This is a genomic window from Corynebacterium zhongnanshanii (assembly GCF_014490575.1).
GTDB lineage: Bacteria > Actinomycetota > Actinomycetes > Mycobacteriales > Mycobacteriaceae > Corynebacterium > Corynebacterium zhongnanshanii.
Genome location: NZ_CP061033.1, coordinates 1,174,108 through 1,190,008, shown reverse-complemented (window position 1 = coordinate 1,190,008; position 15,901 = coordinate 1,174,108). Strand labels below are relative to the sequence as shown.

The 15,901-nt window shown below is 63.1% G+C and carries 17 protein-coding genes; 12 read left to right on the top strand and 5 right to left on the bottom strand.

Features of this window, described 5'->3' with window-relative positions; translation table 11 throughout:
* Window positions 1–3 precede the first annotated feature (3 nt).
* From IAU67_RS05400 to IAU67_RS05390, 3 genes are read left to right on the top strand one after another with little or no spacing between them, the layout of a single operon-like run.
* On the top strand, window positions 4–1,551 hold the full coding sequence (locus tag IAU67_RS05400) for a YifB family Mg chelatase-like AAA ATPase (protein WP_151841693.1): 1,548 nt from the start codon (window positions 4–6) through the stop codon (window positions 1,549–1,551).
* Complete coding sequence (gene dprA / locus IAU67_RS05395) at window positions 1,544–2,686, top strand: DNA-processing protein DprA (protein ID WP_151841692.1); 1,143 nt, start codon at window positions 1,544–1,546, stop codon at window positions 2,684–2,686. Before IAU67_RS05400 ends, dprA begins: the two co-directional genes overlap by 8 nt.
* A gap of 10 nt (window positions 2,687–2,696) precedes the next feature.
* Window positions 2,697–3,611: a tyrosine recombinase XerC gene (locus tag IAU67_RS05390; protein ID WP_151841691.1), complete on the top strand. Its 915-nt coding sequence runs from the start codon at window positions 2,697–2,699 to the stop codon at window positions 3,609–3,611.
* Between the two features lie 3 nt (window positions 3,612–3,614).
* Here the strand turns inward: IAU67_RS05390 and IAU67_RS05385 are convergent, their stop codons facing one another.
* Window positions 3,615–4,124 (bottom strand): M23 family metallopeptidase, encoded by a 510-nt coding sequence (locus IAU67_RS05385; RefSeq protein ID WP_151841690.1) that lies wholly within the window; start codon window positions 4,122–4,124, stop codon window positions 3,615–3,617.
* A gap of 429 nt (window positions 4,125–4,553) precedes the next feature.
* On the opposite strand from IAU67_RS05385, the gene rpsB reads away from it, so the two are divergent.
* The 5 genes from rpsB (at window position 4,554) to IAU67_RS05360 (ending at window position 8,557) form a co-directional block, all read left to right on the top strand.
* Complete coding sequence (gene rpsB, locus IAU67_RS05380) at window positions 4,554–5,342, top strand: 30S ribosomal protein S2 (protein ID WP_151841689.1); 789 nt, start codon at window positions 4,554–4,556, stop codon at window positions 5,340–5,342.
* Between the two features lie 63 nt (window positions 5,343–5,405).
* A complete protein-coding gene (gene tsf / locus IAU67_RS05375) occupies window positions 5,406–6,224 on the top strand; it encodes a translation elongation factor Ts (protein ID WP_151841688.1) in 819 nt (272 codons plus the stop codon).
* Window positions 6,225–6,413: 189 nt separating this feature from the next.
* Window positions 6,414–7,115 carry a UMP kinase gene (gene pyrH / locus IAU67_RS05370; RefSeq protein WP_223111913.1) on the top strand — a complete coding sequence of 234 codons (702 nt, stop codon included), beginning with the start codon at window positions 6,414–6,416 and terminating at the stop codon, window positions 7,113–7,115.
* A gap of 22 nt (window positions 7,116–7,137) precedes the next feature.
* Window positions 7,138–7,695: a ribosome recycling factor gene (frr, locus tag IAU67_RS05365; protein ID WP_151841686.1), complete on the top strand. Its 558-nt coding sequence runs from the start codon at window positions 7,138–7,140 to the stop codon at window positions 7,693–7,695.
* Between the two features lie 10 nt (window positions 7,696–7,705).
* The gene (locus tag IAU67_RS05360; RefSeq protein ID WP_151841685.1) at window positions 7,706–8,557 is read left to right on the top strand and encodes a phosphatidate cytidylyltransferase; all 852 of its coding nucleotides are present in this window, start codon (window positions 7,706–7,708) and stop codon (window positions 8,555–8,557) included.
* On the opposite strand, the gene IAU67_RS05355 is transcribed toward IAU67_RS05360, so the two are convergent.
* A complete protein-coding gene (locus IAU67_RS05355) occupies window positions 8,554–8,925 on the bottom strand; it encodes a LapA family protein (RefSeq protein WP_151841684.1) in 372 nt (123 codons plus the stop codon). The two genes, IAU67_RS05360 and IAU67_RS05355, sit on opposite strands and share 4 nt — an antisense overlap.
* Window positions 8,926–8,994: 69 nt before the next feature.
* On the opposite strand from IAU67_RS05355, the gene rlmN reads away from it, so the two are divergent.
* A complete protein-coding gene (gene rlmN / locus IAU67_RS05350) occupies window positions 8,995–10,107 on the top strand; it encodes a dual-specificity RNA methyltransferase RlmN (RefSeq protein ID WP_151841683.1) in 1,113 nt (370 codons plus the stop codon).
* Between the two features lie 44 nt (window positions 10,108–10,151).
* Here rlmN and IAU67_RS05345 read toward each other — a convergent pair whose 3' ends face one another.
* The gene (locus IAU67_RS05345; RefSeq protein WP_225723451.1) at window positions 10,152–10,556 is read right to left on the bottom strand and encodes a DUF2631 domain-containing protein; all 405 of its coding nucleotides are present in this window, start codon (window positions 10,554–10,556) and stop codon (window positions 10,152–10,154) included.
* Window positions 10,557–10,665: 109 nt separating this feature from the next.
* Between IAU67_RS05345 and dxr the strand changes: the two genes are divergently transcribed.
* From dxr to ispG, 3 genes are read left to right on the top strand one after another with little or no spacing between them, the layout of a single operon-like run.
* Entirely contained in the window at window positions 10,666–11,850 is a 1,185-nt protein-coding gene (gene dxr, locus IAU67_RS05340; protein WP_151841682.1) for a 1-deoxy-D-xylulose-5-phosphate reductoisomerase, read from the top strand.
* Window positions 11,835–13,097 (top strand): M50 family metallopeptidase, encoded by a 1,263-nt coding sequence (locus tag IAU67_RS05335; RefSeq protein WP_151841681.1) that lies wholly within the window; start codon window positions 11,835–11,837, stop codon window positions 13,095–13,097. The genes dxr and IAU67_RS05335 overlap by 16 nt, the downstream gene beginning before the upstream one ends.
* A gap of 56 nt (window positions 13,098–13,153) precedes the next feature.
* Window positions 13,154–14,314 (top strand): flavodoxin-dependent (E)-4-hydroxy-3-methylbut-2-enyl-diphosphate synthase, encoded by a 1,161-nt coding sequence (gene ispG / locus IAU67_RS05330; RefSeq protein ID WP_151841680.1) that lies wholly within the window; start codon window positions 13,154–13,156, stop codon window positions 14,312–14,314.
* Here ispG and IAU67_RS05325 read toward each other — a convergent pair.
* Window positions 14,304–14,987 carry an ABC transporter ATP-binding protein gene (locus IAU67_RS05325; RefSeq protein WP_151841679.1) on the bottom strand — a complete coding sequence of 228 codons (684 nt, stop codon included), beginning with the start codon at window positions 14,985–14,987 and terminating at the stop codon, window positions 14,304–14,306. The genes ispG and IAU67_RS05325 overlap by 11 nt on opposite strands.
* The gene (locus tag IAU67_RS05320) at window positions 14,981–15,811 is read right to left on the bottom strand and encodes an ABC transporter permease family protein (protein WP_151842395.1); all 831 of its coding nucleotides are present in this window, start codon (window positions 15,809–15,811) and stop codon (window positions 14,981–14,983) included. Before IAU67_RS05320 ends, IAU67_RS05325 begins: the two co-directional genes overlap by 7 nt.
* Between the last annotated feature and the right edge of the window lie 90 nt (window positions 15,812–15,901).

The following is a 15,901-nucleotide window of genomic DNA, read 5'->3' as shown; positions in this document are numbered from 1 at the left end:
GCCATGGGGATTGGACGTGCATATAGCGTGGCACTGGAGGGGCTTCACGGGGTGACCCTCACGGTGGAGTGTGACATCTCCCGCGGACTTCCCGGGATTTCCGTGGTGGGGATGGGGGATGCGGCCGTGGTGCAGGCTCGCGACCGGATCCGCTCGGCTCTGCGCAATAGCGGGATTGAGTGGCCGGGGTCGCGGACGGTGCTAAGCCTGTCACCGGCGGACCTTCCCAAGCACGGCGCGAGCTTCGACGTGGCCATGGTGTGCTCCATGCTGGTGGCGAGCTTGAATGATTCCCAGCCCTCCCTGGACATCAGGCACAGGGTGGAGGAGTCCATCATCATCGGCGAGCTGGGGCTGGACGGAGGCATACGGCAGGTGCCCGGTGTGATCCCCAAGGTGGTGCACGCGGCATCCGAAGGCTTCCGCTGGGTGGTGGTCCCGGATGCGAACGTGGACGAAGCGCAGCGGGCGGCGTGTCTCTGCGAGGCGGAGGCACCGCAGATTGTTCCCGTGGCCACGCTGCATCATCTGGTGCAATGGATGGACTCAGGGGCGGTGCGGCAGAAGCTCGCGGGGTTGGAGCAGTCAGAAGGTATGGCACTTCCCACCCAGCCGGACATGGGGGATGTGGCGGGGCAAGTGGCTGCGCGGCGCGCGGTGGAGGTTGCCGCCGTGGGCTCTCATGCACTGCTGATGACCGGACCGCCGGGCAGCGGAAAATCCATGCTGGCCCAGCGTCTGCCGGGCATCCTCCCGCCGCTGACCAGGAAAGAGCAGGCTGAGGTGGCGAGTGTGGCGTCCTTGGCAGGGGCAGGCACAAGGCTTGAGGCGATCTGGCAGGGCCGGCGGCCCTTCATCGCGCCGCACCACACGGTCACGCAGGCAGCGCTCATCGGAGGAGGCGGCTATCCCCGCCCCGGCGCGGTGAGCCTCGCCCACCACGGGGTGCTGTTCATCGACGAGGTGGCGGAGGCCAACCCGCGGGTGTTGGACGCCCTGCGCGTGCCCATGGAAACCCGCCGCGTGGACATCATGAGGAACCGGCGAGTGGTAGAGTTTCCCGCGAACTTCCAGCTGGTGCTGGCGGCCAACCCGTGCCCGTGTGGGGCGGAGAGGGAAGCGGAGTGCCGCTGCCCGGCAGGTGTAAGGCTGCGCTACCAGCAGCGCTTGTCCGGCCCTGTGCGAGATCGCATTGATATCTATGCCACCACCCAGGGCTCCACCAGCATTAATCTTCTGGAGGCGAGCTCCCAGGACAGTAGCGAGGTGATCCGGGAGCGGGTTGCCGAAGCCCGCGAACGAAGTATCCACCGCTGGGGTGCACCCAACGCTCTGGTGCAGGGCAAGGTCATCCGCCGCGAGTACCCTGCCGACGACAGCGGCATGGTGACGCTGCAGGATCTGCTTCTACACGGAGATCTCTCGCAACGCGGAGTGGACCGGGCACTGCGCGTGGCGTGGACGTTGGCCGACATGGACGCCGTCGAGCGCCCCTCCGTAGGCCACGTGCTGGATGCTGTGGAGCAGTTTGGGGGAGCGCAGCATGTTTAATCTGCAGATCCTGGAGGATCCGTCCACGGCCTGGGCATACCTGCGCCGGGTGGTGGAGGCCTCCCACCCCGTGGTGAACTCCCTGCTGGACACAGGCCTTCCCGTCAGCGAGGTCGCCATGGCCATCGCCGAGGCCAACCCACGGCTGCCGCGCGAGTTGTTGGAGGCAACACAAGCGCGCCGGGCGGTGGACCCCCGCCCGGACATGGAGTGCGCGAGCAGGCGGGGCTGGCGCCTCATCACCCGGGAGTCCCCGGAGTGGCCGGAGAGTTTCGGCTCGGCCTTCGTGACCCAGGAGCTTAACGTCCACAGCCTCAATAGCGCGGTGCGGGGCCTGCGCTTCGCGCCCTTCGCGGTGTATGTGGCGGGGCCGGGCGACCTGTCCACACTCGCCAGGCACAGCGTGACCATGGTGGGCACGCGGGCGGCAACTCGCTACGGCAGCGAGGTCGCCGCCGAATGGAGCGGCCAGTTCGCCGCGCACGGGCTGACGATCATCTCCGGTGGGGCTGAGGGGGTCGACGCCTGCGCTCACCATAGTGCGCTGTCCCGGCGAAGTCCTACGGTCGCCGTGATGGCAGGCTCCCTGGATCGCCCTTATCCGAAAAAGCACTACGAGTTGTTCCGGCAGATCGTGGACAGTGGAGGAGCGCTGGTCAGTGAATATCCGCCGGATACCGCGCCGGCGCGCCACCGTTTCCTCACGCGCAATCGGCTCGCGGCAGCGCTCGGCGGGGCGACAGTTGTGGTGGAAGCCGCGTTAAGAAGCGGGGCACTGAACACACTGAACTGGGCCAACTCGATGAACAAACCCACCTTTGCCGTGCCGGGGCCCGTCACCACGGTGGGTTCGCAGGGATGTCTCAAGGCCATCCAGGAACAACGCGCCCAGTTGGCGCGCACCGCAGCGGAGATCATTGAGGTGCTTCAGGGCACGCAGCTGAGCCTTGAGCTGTCCGGCCCGTCCCTAAGCTGGGAGCAGACCGCCATCATCGACGCCACCCTCCGGCCCGTGGAGGTCGAAGAGATTCACAGGGACACCGGCCTGCCGATGGCGATTGTGGTGCGGCAACTGCGAACCCTCAGTTCCATGGGGCTGGTGAGACGGGTGGGAAACCAGTGGCAGAGAGTGTAACTTGAGGGGCATGGCCCAGATCCCCAGTCCCCAGGAGGCAGTGCAGCTCTACGAAGAGCACCTGCGCTACGTGGTGGGCCGCAGCGAGAATACGATCACTGCCTACCGCAAGGATCTCACCGCCGTGGTCGAGGGGCTAGATAGCCTCGAGGACTACACCCTGGATCACGCGAGGGACTGCCTCGGCTACGCCGTCGATGGTGGCGCTAGCCGCGCCACCATCGCCCGGCTCGTGAGCTCCATGAAAGGCTTCGGGAGCTTCCTTGCCCACAAACAGTGGCTCCCGGCCAACCCCATCGCGAGCCTCAAAGCTCCCAAAGCCCAACGAGTCCTCCCGCGCGTGCTGCGCACACACCAGGCAACCGACCTGCTCGACGAGCTCTCCGAACGCGCCCGCGACCCAGAAGCCCCCGCCACGTTCCACCGCGATCGCGCCATGCTGGAACTGCTCTTTTCCACCGGCATCCGTGTGTCCGAACTGGTGGGTGCGGACATCGACGACTGCGACCTCTCCCAACGCCTGTTGCGCGTGACCGGTAAAGGCAACAAAACCCGCGTGGTTCCCTTCGGCACGGCCGCCGCAGAAGCCCTGACCCGATGGCTCGACGTTCGCCGGGAGTTCCACGTGGACTCGAAGTCCGGCGCAGCCCTCTTCCTGGGCGTGCGCGGAGGACGGATCGACCAGCGCCAAGTCCGCAGCGTTGTCCGCGAACTCACCAGCCTGTCGGACAGCGGACCCACGCTCTCACCCCACGGCCTGCGGCACTCCGCCGCCACCGCCATCCTGGAGGGCGGCGCGGACCTGCGCGCCGTGCAGGAAATCCTGGGTCACTCGTCGATGGCGACCACACAGATCTACACCCACGTCGGCACCGAGCGTCTCCAGGCCGTGTTCCGGCAGGCCCACCCTCGCTCCGGGCACTAGGCGCTAGCGCTTCAGCACGATAGTCGGTTCACCCAGCAGCGTGAGCGGATCGATGTAGGTGTCCTTACCCACCTTCGCGCCCCAGGACAGCCCCTGCGAGGCCCGCGTCGTGTGCTCCGCATCCACCAGCCACCCCAGCGTCTGACCGCGGCGCACGCGCTGGCCCGCCGCCACGCCCGCCCGCACCGGCTCATACGTGGTGCGCAGCCCATCGGGGTGCATCACCGACACCACAGGCGTGCCCGCGACCACGCCAGCGAAGTACACCACACCGCCGCGGCTGGCGTGGATCGCCTGACCAGGACGCGCCGCCAAATCGACGCCACGGTGCCCCGCTATCCAGTTCTGCTCTGGAATGTCGGCAGGCCTCATCACAGCACCGGGCACGGGCCGTGCATGGGTTGCGGAGAAGGGGGACGGCGCGCCGTGGGCGTCGGCAGAAAAAATAAAGAACACCGCCAGCGCACACACGGCGATAAGCGCGGGCAGGCGTGGGAAAAATACACGAGTCATGGACACAGCGTGGACGACGCGCGAGCCTCCCGTAAAGGCCCCATCCACTATTCGGCGAAATCTGTGGAAAACTCCGCGCGTTATTCACAGGACACGGCAGGGCACACTTGAAGAAAGTGCAGGCTATAGCGTAGTCTGATGCAAGCAGTATGCGCTGTTTCCCGCACGAAACGTTGCCCGCGAATGCAACCGCAGGTCACAGGCTACTGACTACGCGTGGGTAATTCGTACCTCTTCCATGTCTGACCAGCACGGTCCCAGATTTTTCTGGGCAACTATGGTGAGCCACACCCCAAGAGAAGACCCACTAGGGTGGCGAAAAAATCGTCACAGGAAAACCGTCAAACCCCCAAACTGTGAAAGCGAGGAAGGGGCGGCGTGGAGCACATACGACCTCCACAGCGAGAGTGAAGCCGCCCCTGTAACACCATGGCTGTTGTTACTTTGCGCCAAATGCTCGACGCTGGTGTCCACTTCGGTCACCAGACCCGCCGTTGGAACCCAAAGATGAAGCGCTTCATCTTCACCGACCGCAACGGCATCTACATCATCGACCTGCAGCAGACCCTGACCTACATCGACGAAGCATTCGAGTTCGTCAAGGAGACCGTTGCCCACGGCGGCAACATCCTGTTCGTAGGTACCAAGAAGCAGGCCCAGGAAGCCGTGGCAACCGAGGCTGAGCGCGTGGGCATGCCCTACGTCAACCACCGCTGGTTGGGCGGCATGCTGACCAACTTCCAGACCGTTGCCAAGCGTCTGTCCCGTCTGAAGGAACTCCAGGCAATGGAGGAAGCAGAGGACGGCTACAAGGGCCGCACCAAGAAGGAAGTTCTGATGCTGACCCGCGAGCGCAACAAGCTGGAGCGCGTCCTGGGCGGTATCTCCAACATGTCCAAGGTCCCATCCGCACTGTGGATCGTTGACACCAACAAGGAGCACATCGCGGTTGCTGAGGCACACAAGCTGAACATCCCCGTTGTGGCCATCCTGGACACCAACTGTGACCCAGACGTTGTCAACTACCCAATCCCAGGCAACGATGACTCCATCGGTTCCGTTCAGCTGCTGTCCAACGTGATCTCCACCGCTGTGGAGGAGGGCCGCAAGGTTCGCGCTGAGCGCCAGGAAGCTGCTGCTAAGGACGCTGCCGGTGACAAGCCAGCAGCTGCCGAGGCCACCGAGGCCCCAGCAGAAGAGACCCCAGCAGCAGAGTAAAACCTGCGCTACTCTATTGAGCGAACCCAACACTTCCACACACTAGAGGAGGATCGCCCCACCATGGCGAACTACACCGCCGCAGACGTAAAGAAGCTGCGTGAGATCACCGGGTCCGGAATGATGGACTGCAAGAAGGCTCTCGAGGAGGCCGAAGGCGACTTCGACAAGGCCATCGAGATCCTGCGCATCAAGGGCGCCAAGGACGTCGGAAAGCGCGCAGAGCGCTCCGCATCCGAGGGCCTGATCGCCGTATCCGGCAACACCATGATCGAGGTCAACGCTGAGACCGACTTCGTGGCCAAGAACCAAGAGTTCATTGACTTCGCCAACAAGGTTGCTGAAGCTGCTGCCGCCGCTAAGGCAAACTCCCGCGAAGAGCTCGAGGCCGTTGAGGTCGACGGCCAGTCCGCTGCAGACGCTCTGCAGCAGCTGTCCGCAAAGATCGGTGAGAAGCTGGAGCTGAAGCGCGCTGTGACCGTTGAGGGTGACAACGTTGCTGTGTACCTGCACCACCGTTCCGCTGACCTGCCACCAGCAGTGGGCGTGCTCGTGACCTACACCGGTGACGACGCCGCAGCTGCCAAGGGCGCCGCAATGCAGGTTGCCGCTCTGAAGGCTAAGTACCTGTCTTCCGAGGATGTTCCTGAGGAGATCGTTGCCAAGGAGCGCGAGATCGCAGAAGCAACCGCACGCGAAGAGGGCAAGCCAGAGGCCGCCCTGCCAAAGATCACCGAAGGCCGTCTGAAGGGCTTCTTCAAGGATGCCTGCCTGCTCGAGCAGCCATCCGTGACCGAGTCCAAGAAGACCGTTGCACAGGTGACCGAGGAAGCTGGTATCACCCTGACCGGCTTCGTCCGTTACGAGGTTGGCCAGGCCTAAGAGGTCCAGCTCACCGCGTGAACCCGAACCTGCTACGTGCAGGTTCGGGTTTTCTTATATCTTCGGATGTATGATGTAGGGCGATCAAGTGAACCCCATCCATATCCGATCCAAAGGAGCACCGTGAGCAGCACCGTAGGCGACAATGCACAGGGACAGGAACAACAGCGCGCTGGATACAAGCGCGTGATGCTGAAGCTCGGCGGTGAAATGTTCGGCGGCGGCAAGGTGGGCATCGACCCCGACGTGGTGCAAAACATCGCCCGCCAGGTCGCCGAGGTATCCAAGTCCGGGGTAGAGGTGGCCATCGTCATCGGCGGAGGTAATTTCTTCCGCGGCGCGCAGCTGCAGCAGCGCGGCCTGGACCGCTCCCGCTCTGACTACATGGGCATGCTTGGCACGGTCATGAACTGCCTGGCGCTCCAGGACTTCCTCCAGCAGGAGGGCGTGGACTGCCGCGTGCAGACCGCCATCCAGATGACCCAGGTGGCCGAGCCGTACCTTCCGCTGCGCGCCGACCGTCACCTGGAGAAGGGCCGCGTGGTCATCTTCGGTGCGGGCATGGGCATGCCGTACTTCTCCACGGACACCACCGCCGCCCAGCGTGCCCTGGAAATCGGCTGCGAGGTTCTCCTCATGGCCAAGGCCGTTGACGGCGTGTACGACGATGACCCACGCACCAACCCGGATGCCACCATGTTCCACGACATCACCCCTCGGGAAGTGATCGAACGCGGCCTCAAGGTGGCCGACGCCACCGCTTTCTCCCTGTGCATGGACAACAACATGCCCATCCTGGTGTTCAACCTGCTGACCGACGGCAACATCGCCCGCGCTGTCTCCGGCGAGCAGGTGGGAACCCTGGTGCAGTCCAACGATGGCACCGCATAACGCTCCTGGTAGGTTAGTAACCATGATTGACGATATTCTTCTGGACTCCGAAGAGCGCATGACCAGCTCCGTTGAGCACGCTCGCGAGGACCTCACCACCATCCGCACCGGCCGTGCCAACCCGGCGATGTTCAACGGCGTGATGGCTGAATACTACGGCGCGCTGACCCCCATCACCCAGATGGCCACCATCAGCGTTCCCGAGCCACGCATGCTGCTCATCAAGCCATATGAGCAGAGCCTGATGAACGATATCGAAAACGCGATCCGCAACTCGGACCTGGGCGTGAACCCCACGAACGACGGTCAGGTTCTGCGTGTCACCATCCCGCAGCTGACCGAGGAGCGACGCCGCGAGCTCGTGAAGATGGCGAAGTCCAAGGGCGAGGACGCGAAGATCGCGATCCGCAACATCCGCCGCAAGGGCATGGAACAGCTCGGAAAGATTCAGAAGGATGGCGAAGCGGGCGAGGACGAGGTGAAAGCCGCTGAGAAGGAGCTCGAGAAGGTCACGCACAACTACGTCACCCAGGTGGATGCCCTTGTGTCCAACAAAGAATCCGAATTGATGGAAGTCTAAACGAGGACCGATGGCTGCTCCAAAGCCAAAAAATGGCGCCGGTCGTAATCTGAAACAAGCGATCGGCGTGGGAGTTCTCCTCGGCGCGCTGGTCATCGCATCCCTGATGAACCCCATCGCGTGGTACCCCTTGGTGGCCATTGCGGTGGGGCTTGCCACATATGAAGTGTGGCGCCGCCTGCTGGAGGCCGGCTATGTGGTGAACCTCCTGGTGTGCGTCCTCGGTGGCCAGGCGATGCTGTGGCTCTCCTTGCCCTTCGGTACCTCCGGGCTCATCGCGGGCTATGTCACCAGCGTGCTGGTGCTGATGGTGACGAGGCTGTTCCATTACGGGCGTAACTCGCCCCCGCACAATTACGTGCGCGATGTGGCTGTGGGAACGTTCATCATGACGTGGATTCCGCTGTTTGCCACGTTTGCGGCGATGCTGTCCCGGATGGAAAACGACAGCGCAGATGGCGTGATGTTTATCCTCACGTTCATGATCTGTGTGGTGGCCTCCGACGTGGGAGGCTACGCCTTCGGCGTGTTCTTCGGCTCCCACCCGATGGCTCCGGCCGTGAGTCCCAAGAAGTCCTGGGAGGGCTTCGCCGGTTCCATCGTCACCTCCATGGTGGCGGGAACGTTGTGCGTGGTGTTCCTCCTCGAGGCTCCGTTCTGGATCGGGATTCTCCTCGGCATTGGCCTGGCGATCTGCGCCACGCTCGGCGATTTGGTGGAATCGCAGTTCAAGCGAGACTTAAAGCTCAAAGACATGTCTCACATGCTGCCAGGACACGGCGGGCTGATGGACCGCATGGATGGTCTGCTGCCCGCCGCAATGGTGACCTGGGTGGTGCTGAATATCATCAGCTCCGTCTAGCGACGGGTGACTTGGCGTCGCAATTGCATGATGCGCACGCCGCCCACCAGAGCCATCACCAATGCGCCGATAATGGCGGCCAGCAGCATACCCACGCCAATGGGGAAGTTGAGGTTCCAGGCGAAGAAGGTGATCTGCGCGCTCTGTTGGTTCTGAAGGATGAATACCAGCAGCACGATGAGCAGGAAGATGCCCAGGATCAGGGCAACCCAGGTGCTTCCCGCGATCGTCCGTTCCACCTCAGGGGTGGTTTCCTGAACAGGGGTCTCCTGAGGCTCGAACGAGGGGGTGTCCACCGGTGTCGTCTCCTGAGGAAACTCTGCGAAAGGATCAGTGGACTCATTCGGTTGAGGATGTTGATTCGTCATGAGACCTATTCAACCATAATTTCTTAATTCCCCTGTGCCACCCTCAGCCATGTACTATTGGGCACCATCATGGGTACACCAGTAACGCTTCAATTTTCCGCTCCCAAGCGCGGGATGCCACCTGTACATCTCGCTGATCTTCACCGCGAGGACATCCAAACTCGCGTTCAGGACCTAGGCCTGCCCAAGTTCCGCGCGGATCAGATCATTCGCCAATATTATGGCCGCCTCCAAGGCGATCCCCTCAGCATGACGGACCTGCCAGAGGCGAAGAGGGAATCCGTTAAGGAGGCGCTGTTTCCCGATCTGATGCACCCGGTGCGTTCTCTGAATACCGACGATGGCGAGACCCGCAAAACCCTGTGGCGCCTTCACGACGGCACCATGCTGGAGTCCGTGCTCATGCGCTACCCGGACCGCGCCACTTTGTGCATCTCCTCCCAGGCCGGCTGTGGCATGGCCTGCCCTTTCTGCGCCACGGGCCAGGGAGGGCTGGATCGTAACCTGTCGGTGGGGGAGATGGTCGAGCAGGCCCGCTACGCCGCCGTGGCCATGCGAGACGGTGAAGTCAGCGGTGGCCCGGGCCGCCTGTCCAACATCGTGTTCATGGGCATGGGCGAGCCTCTGGCGAACTACAAGCGCGTGGTGGAGACCATCCGCAAGATCACCTCGCCCGCTCCGGAGGGCTTTGGCATCTCCCAACGCAACATCACCGTCTCCACCGTGGGCCTGGCACCGGCGATCCGGAAGCTGGCGGATGAGGACATGAAGTGCCGCCTGGCCGTGTCCCTCCATACCCCCGACGACGAACTTCGCGACGAGCTGGTTCCCGTCAACAATCGGTGGTCTGTGGCCGAGGTGCTGGACGCCGCCCGTTACTACGCGGATAAATCCGGCCGCCGGGTGTCCATCGAGTACGCCCTGATCCGCGACATGAACGACCAGCCGTGGCGTGCCGAGCTGTTGGGCAAGAAGCTGCGTGGTGCCCTGGGCAACCAGGTGCACGTCAATGTGATTCCGCTGAACCCCACGCCGGGCTCCAAGTGGGATGCGTCCCCGAAGGAGCGTCAGGATGAGTTCGTGCGCCTGGTGGAGGCCCAAGGGGTGGCGTGTACCGTCCGCGATACCAAGGGGCAGGAAATCGCGGCTGCGTGTGGGCAGCTCGCCGCCGAGGAACGATAATAAAAAAGACCGCCGATCAACGGCGGTCTTTTTAAGAAGTGGTACTACTTCTTGATGTTCAGAGCCAGCAGCTCTTCATCGGAGAGGTCCGCGTAGGCTCCGGTGAGGTTCTTCTGGTCAGCGCTCCAGTTAGGCTCGATGTGACCCACTGGCTTGTTGTTCGCGTGCAGGCGAGTGGACTGCTTACCTGGAAGGCCGGTCACCATGATGGTGGTTCCAATGAAGCACACAACGGCCAGGACGATGAGGTAGATGTTCTCAACGTTGCCGTGGTGGTTACCGAACAACATGGCCAGCAGGAACAGGCCACCGCAGATACCTGCGGTTGCCATTGCTCGAGTGGACAGCGCGCTCCAGCCCCAGGCTGCGCTTGGCACGTCGTCGGTCGAGACGCCGTTGTGAACTTCAGCTTCCTTCTTGTGGGACGCCACGATTCCTCCTGATGTCAAAAAATTCTATCCCCGCCATTTTGTCATAGATCTGCTGAAAATAGCGCATCATCGCCGGGACAGTCCCGAATTTAGGTGTGATTTTTGGGGTGAGGCTAGACTAGCTGACGTGAATAAGACACGAGTTGTTGTTCTTGGAAGTACCGGTTCGATCGGAACGCAGGCTCTTGAGGTCATTGCACACAACGCTGATCGCTTTGAGCTTGTGGGCATCGCCGCGCAAGGCTCCCAGCCCGAGCTGCTGGTCGAGCAAGCGCGCCAGTTCGGTCTTGCCGCCGACCACGTGGCGGTGGCGTCGGAGCGTTCTGCGGACATCATCGACGCCGAACTGGACGGACACGTGATCCGCGGGGTGGATTCCGCCCGCCAGTTGGTGGAGAGCTGTGCGGAGACGCTGACGGACAACGACGTCATTTTAAACGCGCTGGTGGGCTCGCTGGGGCTGGATGCCACCCTGGCGACGCTCGCCACGCGGGCGAAACTTGCGCTGGCCAATAAGGAATCGCTGGTGGCGGGTGGACACTTGGTGCTCGACGCCGCAGATCCCGGCCAACTGGTGCCCGTGGATTCCGAACACTCCGCGATGGCTCAGTGCCTGCTGGCCGGACGTGCCGACGAGGTGGACACGCTGGTGCTGACGGCCTCAGGCGGTCCGTTCCGTGGCTGGACCCGAGAGCAGTTGGAGCCTGTGACGCCGCTTCAGGCTGCCCAGCATCCGACGTGGTCCATGGGGCAGATGAATACGTTGAACTCTGCATCCTTGGTGAATAAGGGGCTGGAATTAATTGAGGCGAGTTTGCTGTTTGGCATTCCCGCCGAACGCATCGAGGTGACGGTCCACCCTCAGTCGATCGTTCATTCCATGGTGACGTTTTGCGATGGTGCGACGATTGCCCAGGCTTCGCCGCCGTCCATGAAGCTCCCGATTTCCCTGGCGCTCGGCTGGCCGGATCGCGTGCCGGACGCGCAGCCGAAGCTCGATTTCCGGCAGGCTGCCACGTGGGAGTTTGAGCCGCTGGACGACGAGGTCTTCCCGGCCGTGCGCGTGGCCCGGGAGGCCGTAACCGCCGGTGGAACTATGCCCGCGGTCTACAACGCGGTGAACGAGGAAGCAGCCGTGGAGTTCTTGAACGGGCGCTTGAGCTTCCCCCGCATTGTGGACACCATCGAGGTGGTCATGAGCGACCTCACCCACCTCGCGGCGCAACCGCGCGACCTTGAGGACGTCCTTGCTGCCGAACGAGAGGCCCGCACGAAGGCCCATGAGAGGATGCAACCGTGGCTTTTGGACTAGGAGTCCTGCTATTCGCGGTGGGGATCATGTTCTCCATCGCCTGGCACGAATTGGGTCACATGCAGGCAGCACGCATGACCGGCATGCGCGTGCGCCGCTACTTCGTGGGCTTTGGCCCCACCATCTGGTCCTTCACCCGTCCCTATAAGGGCAAGACAGGTGGAACCACGGAGTACGGCGTGAAGGCCGTGCCCCTGGGAGGCTTCTGCGACATCGCGGGTATGACCCTGCTGGATGAGGTCTCCGAGGACGAAAAGCCCTACGCCATGTACCGGCAATCCGCGGTGAAGCGCATCTTCGTGTTGCTGGGCGGCATCATCATGAATGTCATCCTGGCGTTGGCGATCATCTACGGCGTGGCCATCAAGTGGGGATTGCCGGACACTTCCGTGGTGTTCACCCCCACCGTGGCGGAGACCGCGTGTGTCTCGCAGTCTCAGAATGCGGACGGCACGCTGGAGCCCTGCACAGGGAACGGCCCTGCCGAACAATCCGGTGTGCGCGCAGGGGATACCTTCACCCGCTTCAACGGCGTGGACACTCCAGATTTTCAGGCGTTAACCCGGGAGATCTCGCGCGTGGCGTCGGATAATAAGGACACACACGCGGCAGGGGATCACATCAGCGTGCCCGCGACGGTGGATCGTGGCGGCCAGGCGGTGGACCTGACGGTCCAGGTTGAGCTGGTGGAGCGGCTGAACACCGCCGGGAACACCATGCTGACCGGCGCCATCGGCATCAAGGCCAAGCAGCCGGAGTACACGATTCTGGAGTACAACCCGGTCACCGCAGTGGGCGGCACGGCGCACTTCGCCGGCACCATGGTGAGCCAGACGGTCGAGGGAATGATCGCGATCCCGGAGCGCGTGCCAGGCCTCGTGCGCTCCATCTTCGGTGGCAATCGCGAGCAGGATTCGCCTATGTCTGTGGTGGGTGCCTCGCGCGTTGGCGGCGAGCTGGTGCAGTATGAGCAGTGGCAGACCTTCTGGATGATGCTGGCCAGCTTGAACTTGTTCCTGGCGGGATTCAACCTGCTGCCGCTGCCGCCACTGGACGGCGGGCACATCGCCGTGGTGCTGTGGGAGAAGATCCGCGACTTCTTCCGCAGGCGCCGAGGCTTGGCACCCGGTGGTCCTGCCGATTACACCAAGCTCATGCCGCTGACCTACGCCGCGACGGTGGTGCTGATGGTCTTCGGCGCGATGGTGATTGTTGCTGACGTGGTGAATCCCATCAAGTTGTTTTAGCGCGCGTACACTAGAGCCCAGTCATACACTCACAAGGAAGAGGTAAGAGCACCCCTATGTCCGGAATTTCCCTGGGTATCCCCGACGGCCCTCCACCAGTGCTGGCACCGCGGCGTAAGACCCGCCAGTTGAATGTTGGCGGCACCTGGGTGGGATCGGATCATCCGATCACAGTGCAGTCCATGACCACCACCAAAACCCACGACGTGAATGCCACCCTGCAGCAAATTGCCCAATTGACCGCTGCGGGCTGCGACATCGTGCGTGTGGCGTGCCCGAAAACTGTCGACGCCGAAGCTCTGCCCGCTATCGCGAAGAAGTCCCCGATCCCCGTGATCGCCGATATCCACTTCCAGCCGAAGTATATTTTCTCCGCGATTGATGCTGGGTGCGCCGCCGTGCGCGTGAACCCCGGAAATATCAAGGAGTTCGACGGCCGAGTGAAGGAGGTAGCGAAGGCCGCGGGCGATGCCGGTATTCCGATCCGCATTGGAGTGAACGCGGGCTCGTTGGATAAGCGCCTGCTGGAGAAGTACGGTAAGGCCACTCCGGAGGCCTTGGTGGAGTCCGCTCTGTGGGAGGCGTCCCTGTTTGAGGAGCACGGATTCGGGGACATCGCGATTTCCGTGAAGCACAACGACCCCGTGGTGATGGTGGATGCCTACCGCCAGTTGGCAGCGAAGTCCGATTACCCGCTGCACCTGGGTGTGACGGAGGCGGGGCCGGCGTTCCAGGGAACCATCAAGTCCTCCGTGGCGTTCGGTGCACTGCTGTCCGAGGGCATCGGCGACACGATCCGCGTGTCCCTGTCCGCGGATCCGGTGGAGGAGATCAAGGTGGGGGACCAGATCCTGCAGTCGCTGAACCTGCGTCCGCGCAAGCTGGAGATTGTGTCCTGCCCGTCGTGTGGCCGTGCTCAGGTGGACGTGTACACCCTGGCCGACGAGGTGACCGCCGGCCTGGAGGGCATGGAGTTCCCGCTGCGCGTGGCTGTGATGGGCTGTGTGGTCAACGGGCCAGGTGAGGCCCGCGACGCCGACCTGGGCGTGGCCTCCGGTAACGGCAAGGGCCAGATCTTTGTGAAGGGTGAGGTGGTGAAGACCGTGCCTGAGGATCAGATCGTGGAAACCCTCATCGAAGAGGCCATGCGCATCGCCGAGGAGCAGGGCCTGGAAGCAGTGGAGGGCGCCAAGGCCGAGGTGAAGGTTACCCAGTAGGCTGCAGCACGCGGCCGTCGACGATCTCGACCACGCGGTCGAGCCCCGTGAGCTGTTCCTGATCGTGGGAGACATAGAGCACGGGGATGCCGTCTTCTCGTGCGATGCCGGTGATCAGCTCGGTGACCAGGCTCGCGTTGTCAGAGTCCAGGGCGGCCGTGGGCTCGTCCACGAGCAGCACGTCCGGCTGGTTCATGAGCGCTCGGGCAAGGTTGACGCGCGCCTGCTGGCCACCGGAGAGCTCGGAAACCCGTGCACCAGTTTTGTCGCCGAGACCCACGCGTTCCAGCAGCTCGGCCGCGCGGCGTGTGGTGGCGCGCCACTGAGCGCGGCGAAGTCCCCACGGCCGATCCAGCCTGGCCATCACCTGCAGTTGCTCCTGGGCAGTGAGCGAGGGGAGCAGGTTGGGTTGCTGGAACACGATGCCCACGTGTTCCCGGCGCGTCCGAGCGCCGCCGTTGATGAGGTCGATGCTGTCACCCAGCGTGGCAGTTCCGCTGGTGGGTTTCTGAAGTCCGGCCGCCACGGCCAGCAGGGTGGATTTACCGGAACCGGAGGGGCCGGTGAGCCCCACGACCTCTCCCGGGTCCACGGTCAGGGAGACGTGATCCAGAAGCCTGCGCGTGAGGTTTCCGTCTTGAATGTCCAGGGTGATCTGATTGAGGTTTAGCATGTCAGTGCGCTCCGTGGGTTGATGGACAGGATGGGCTTGATGGAGATCGCGGCGCCGAGCAGCCCCGCGGCCAGGAGGATTAGGGCAGGGGTCGCGATGGTCTGCTGGCTCAGCACGATCGGGATGCCGGAGATCAGACTGCCTGCTCCCAGCGTCACCAGCGTTCCGATGACGATCCCCAGAGCTAGGACTACGAGTGCTTGGCCGAGGGCGTCGACCATAATGACCGGGCGAGAACCACCGAGGGCGGCGGTGATGGCCACGCCACGCAGGCGTTGGATAGTCCACACCGCGAAGAAGGCGCCAAGCACGAGCGCGGAGATGACGTACAGGAGGGTGATCATCAAGCTCAGCGAGCTCTGTTCGCCCTGGTAGGAGCCGGAGGTGTTCAGCGCGTCCTTGCCCTGCAGGGCTGCGGGGTAGTCAGGATCGACTACGCCGAAGGAAGCCGCCCCGGGCATGGCGTCCACCTCGTGGTCGGGTGCCCAGGTGATGGGCTGGTGCTCGAGGTAGAGATCCTCTGGCCCATCGCCGGTCATGTAGATGGTGTCCGGTGTGCGAGCAATGTGGACAATGCGGCCACCGGCGGCCTGGATCTCCTCAGCCTGAGCATCGTCGATGTGGCTGCTGGACAAGCCTGTGCCATTGACGACGACGGCCTTATTTCCCTCAAGCTGATACTGCAACGCGGAGACGGATTGGTGGGACAGGCCTGCGGCCAGCGAGCTCAAGAACGTCACCATGATGGTGATCATCATGATGGTGGTGATGATGAGCGCCGTGCGTGCCTTGGCGGTGCGGAGCTCGGCAAGCCCCTGAAACATGATTCCATTCATAGTCTCCATCCTTGCCTGGCCTGTGGGTTGGCACATCGGGCGCAGGATCGGACTTTAACTCATACTTTTGGTGGAGGT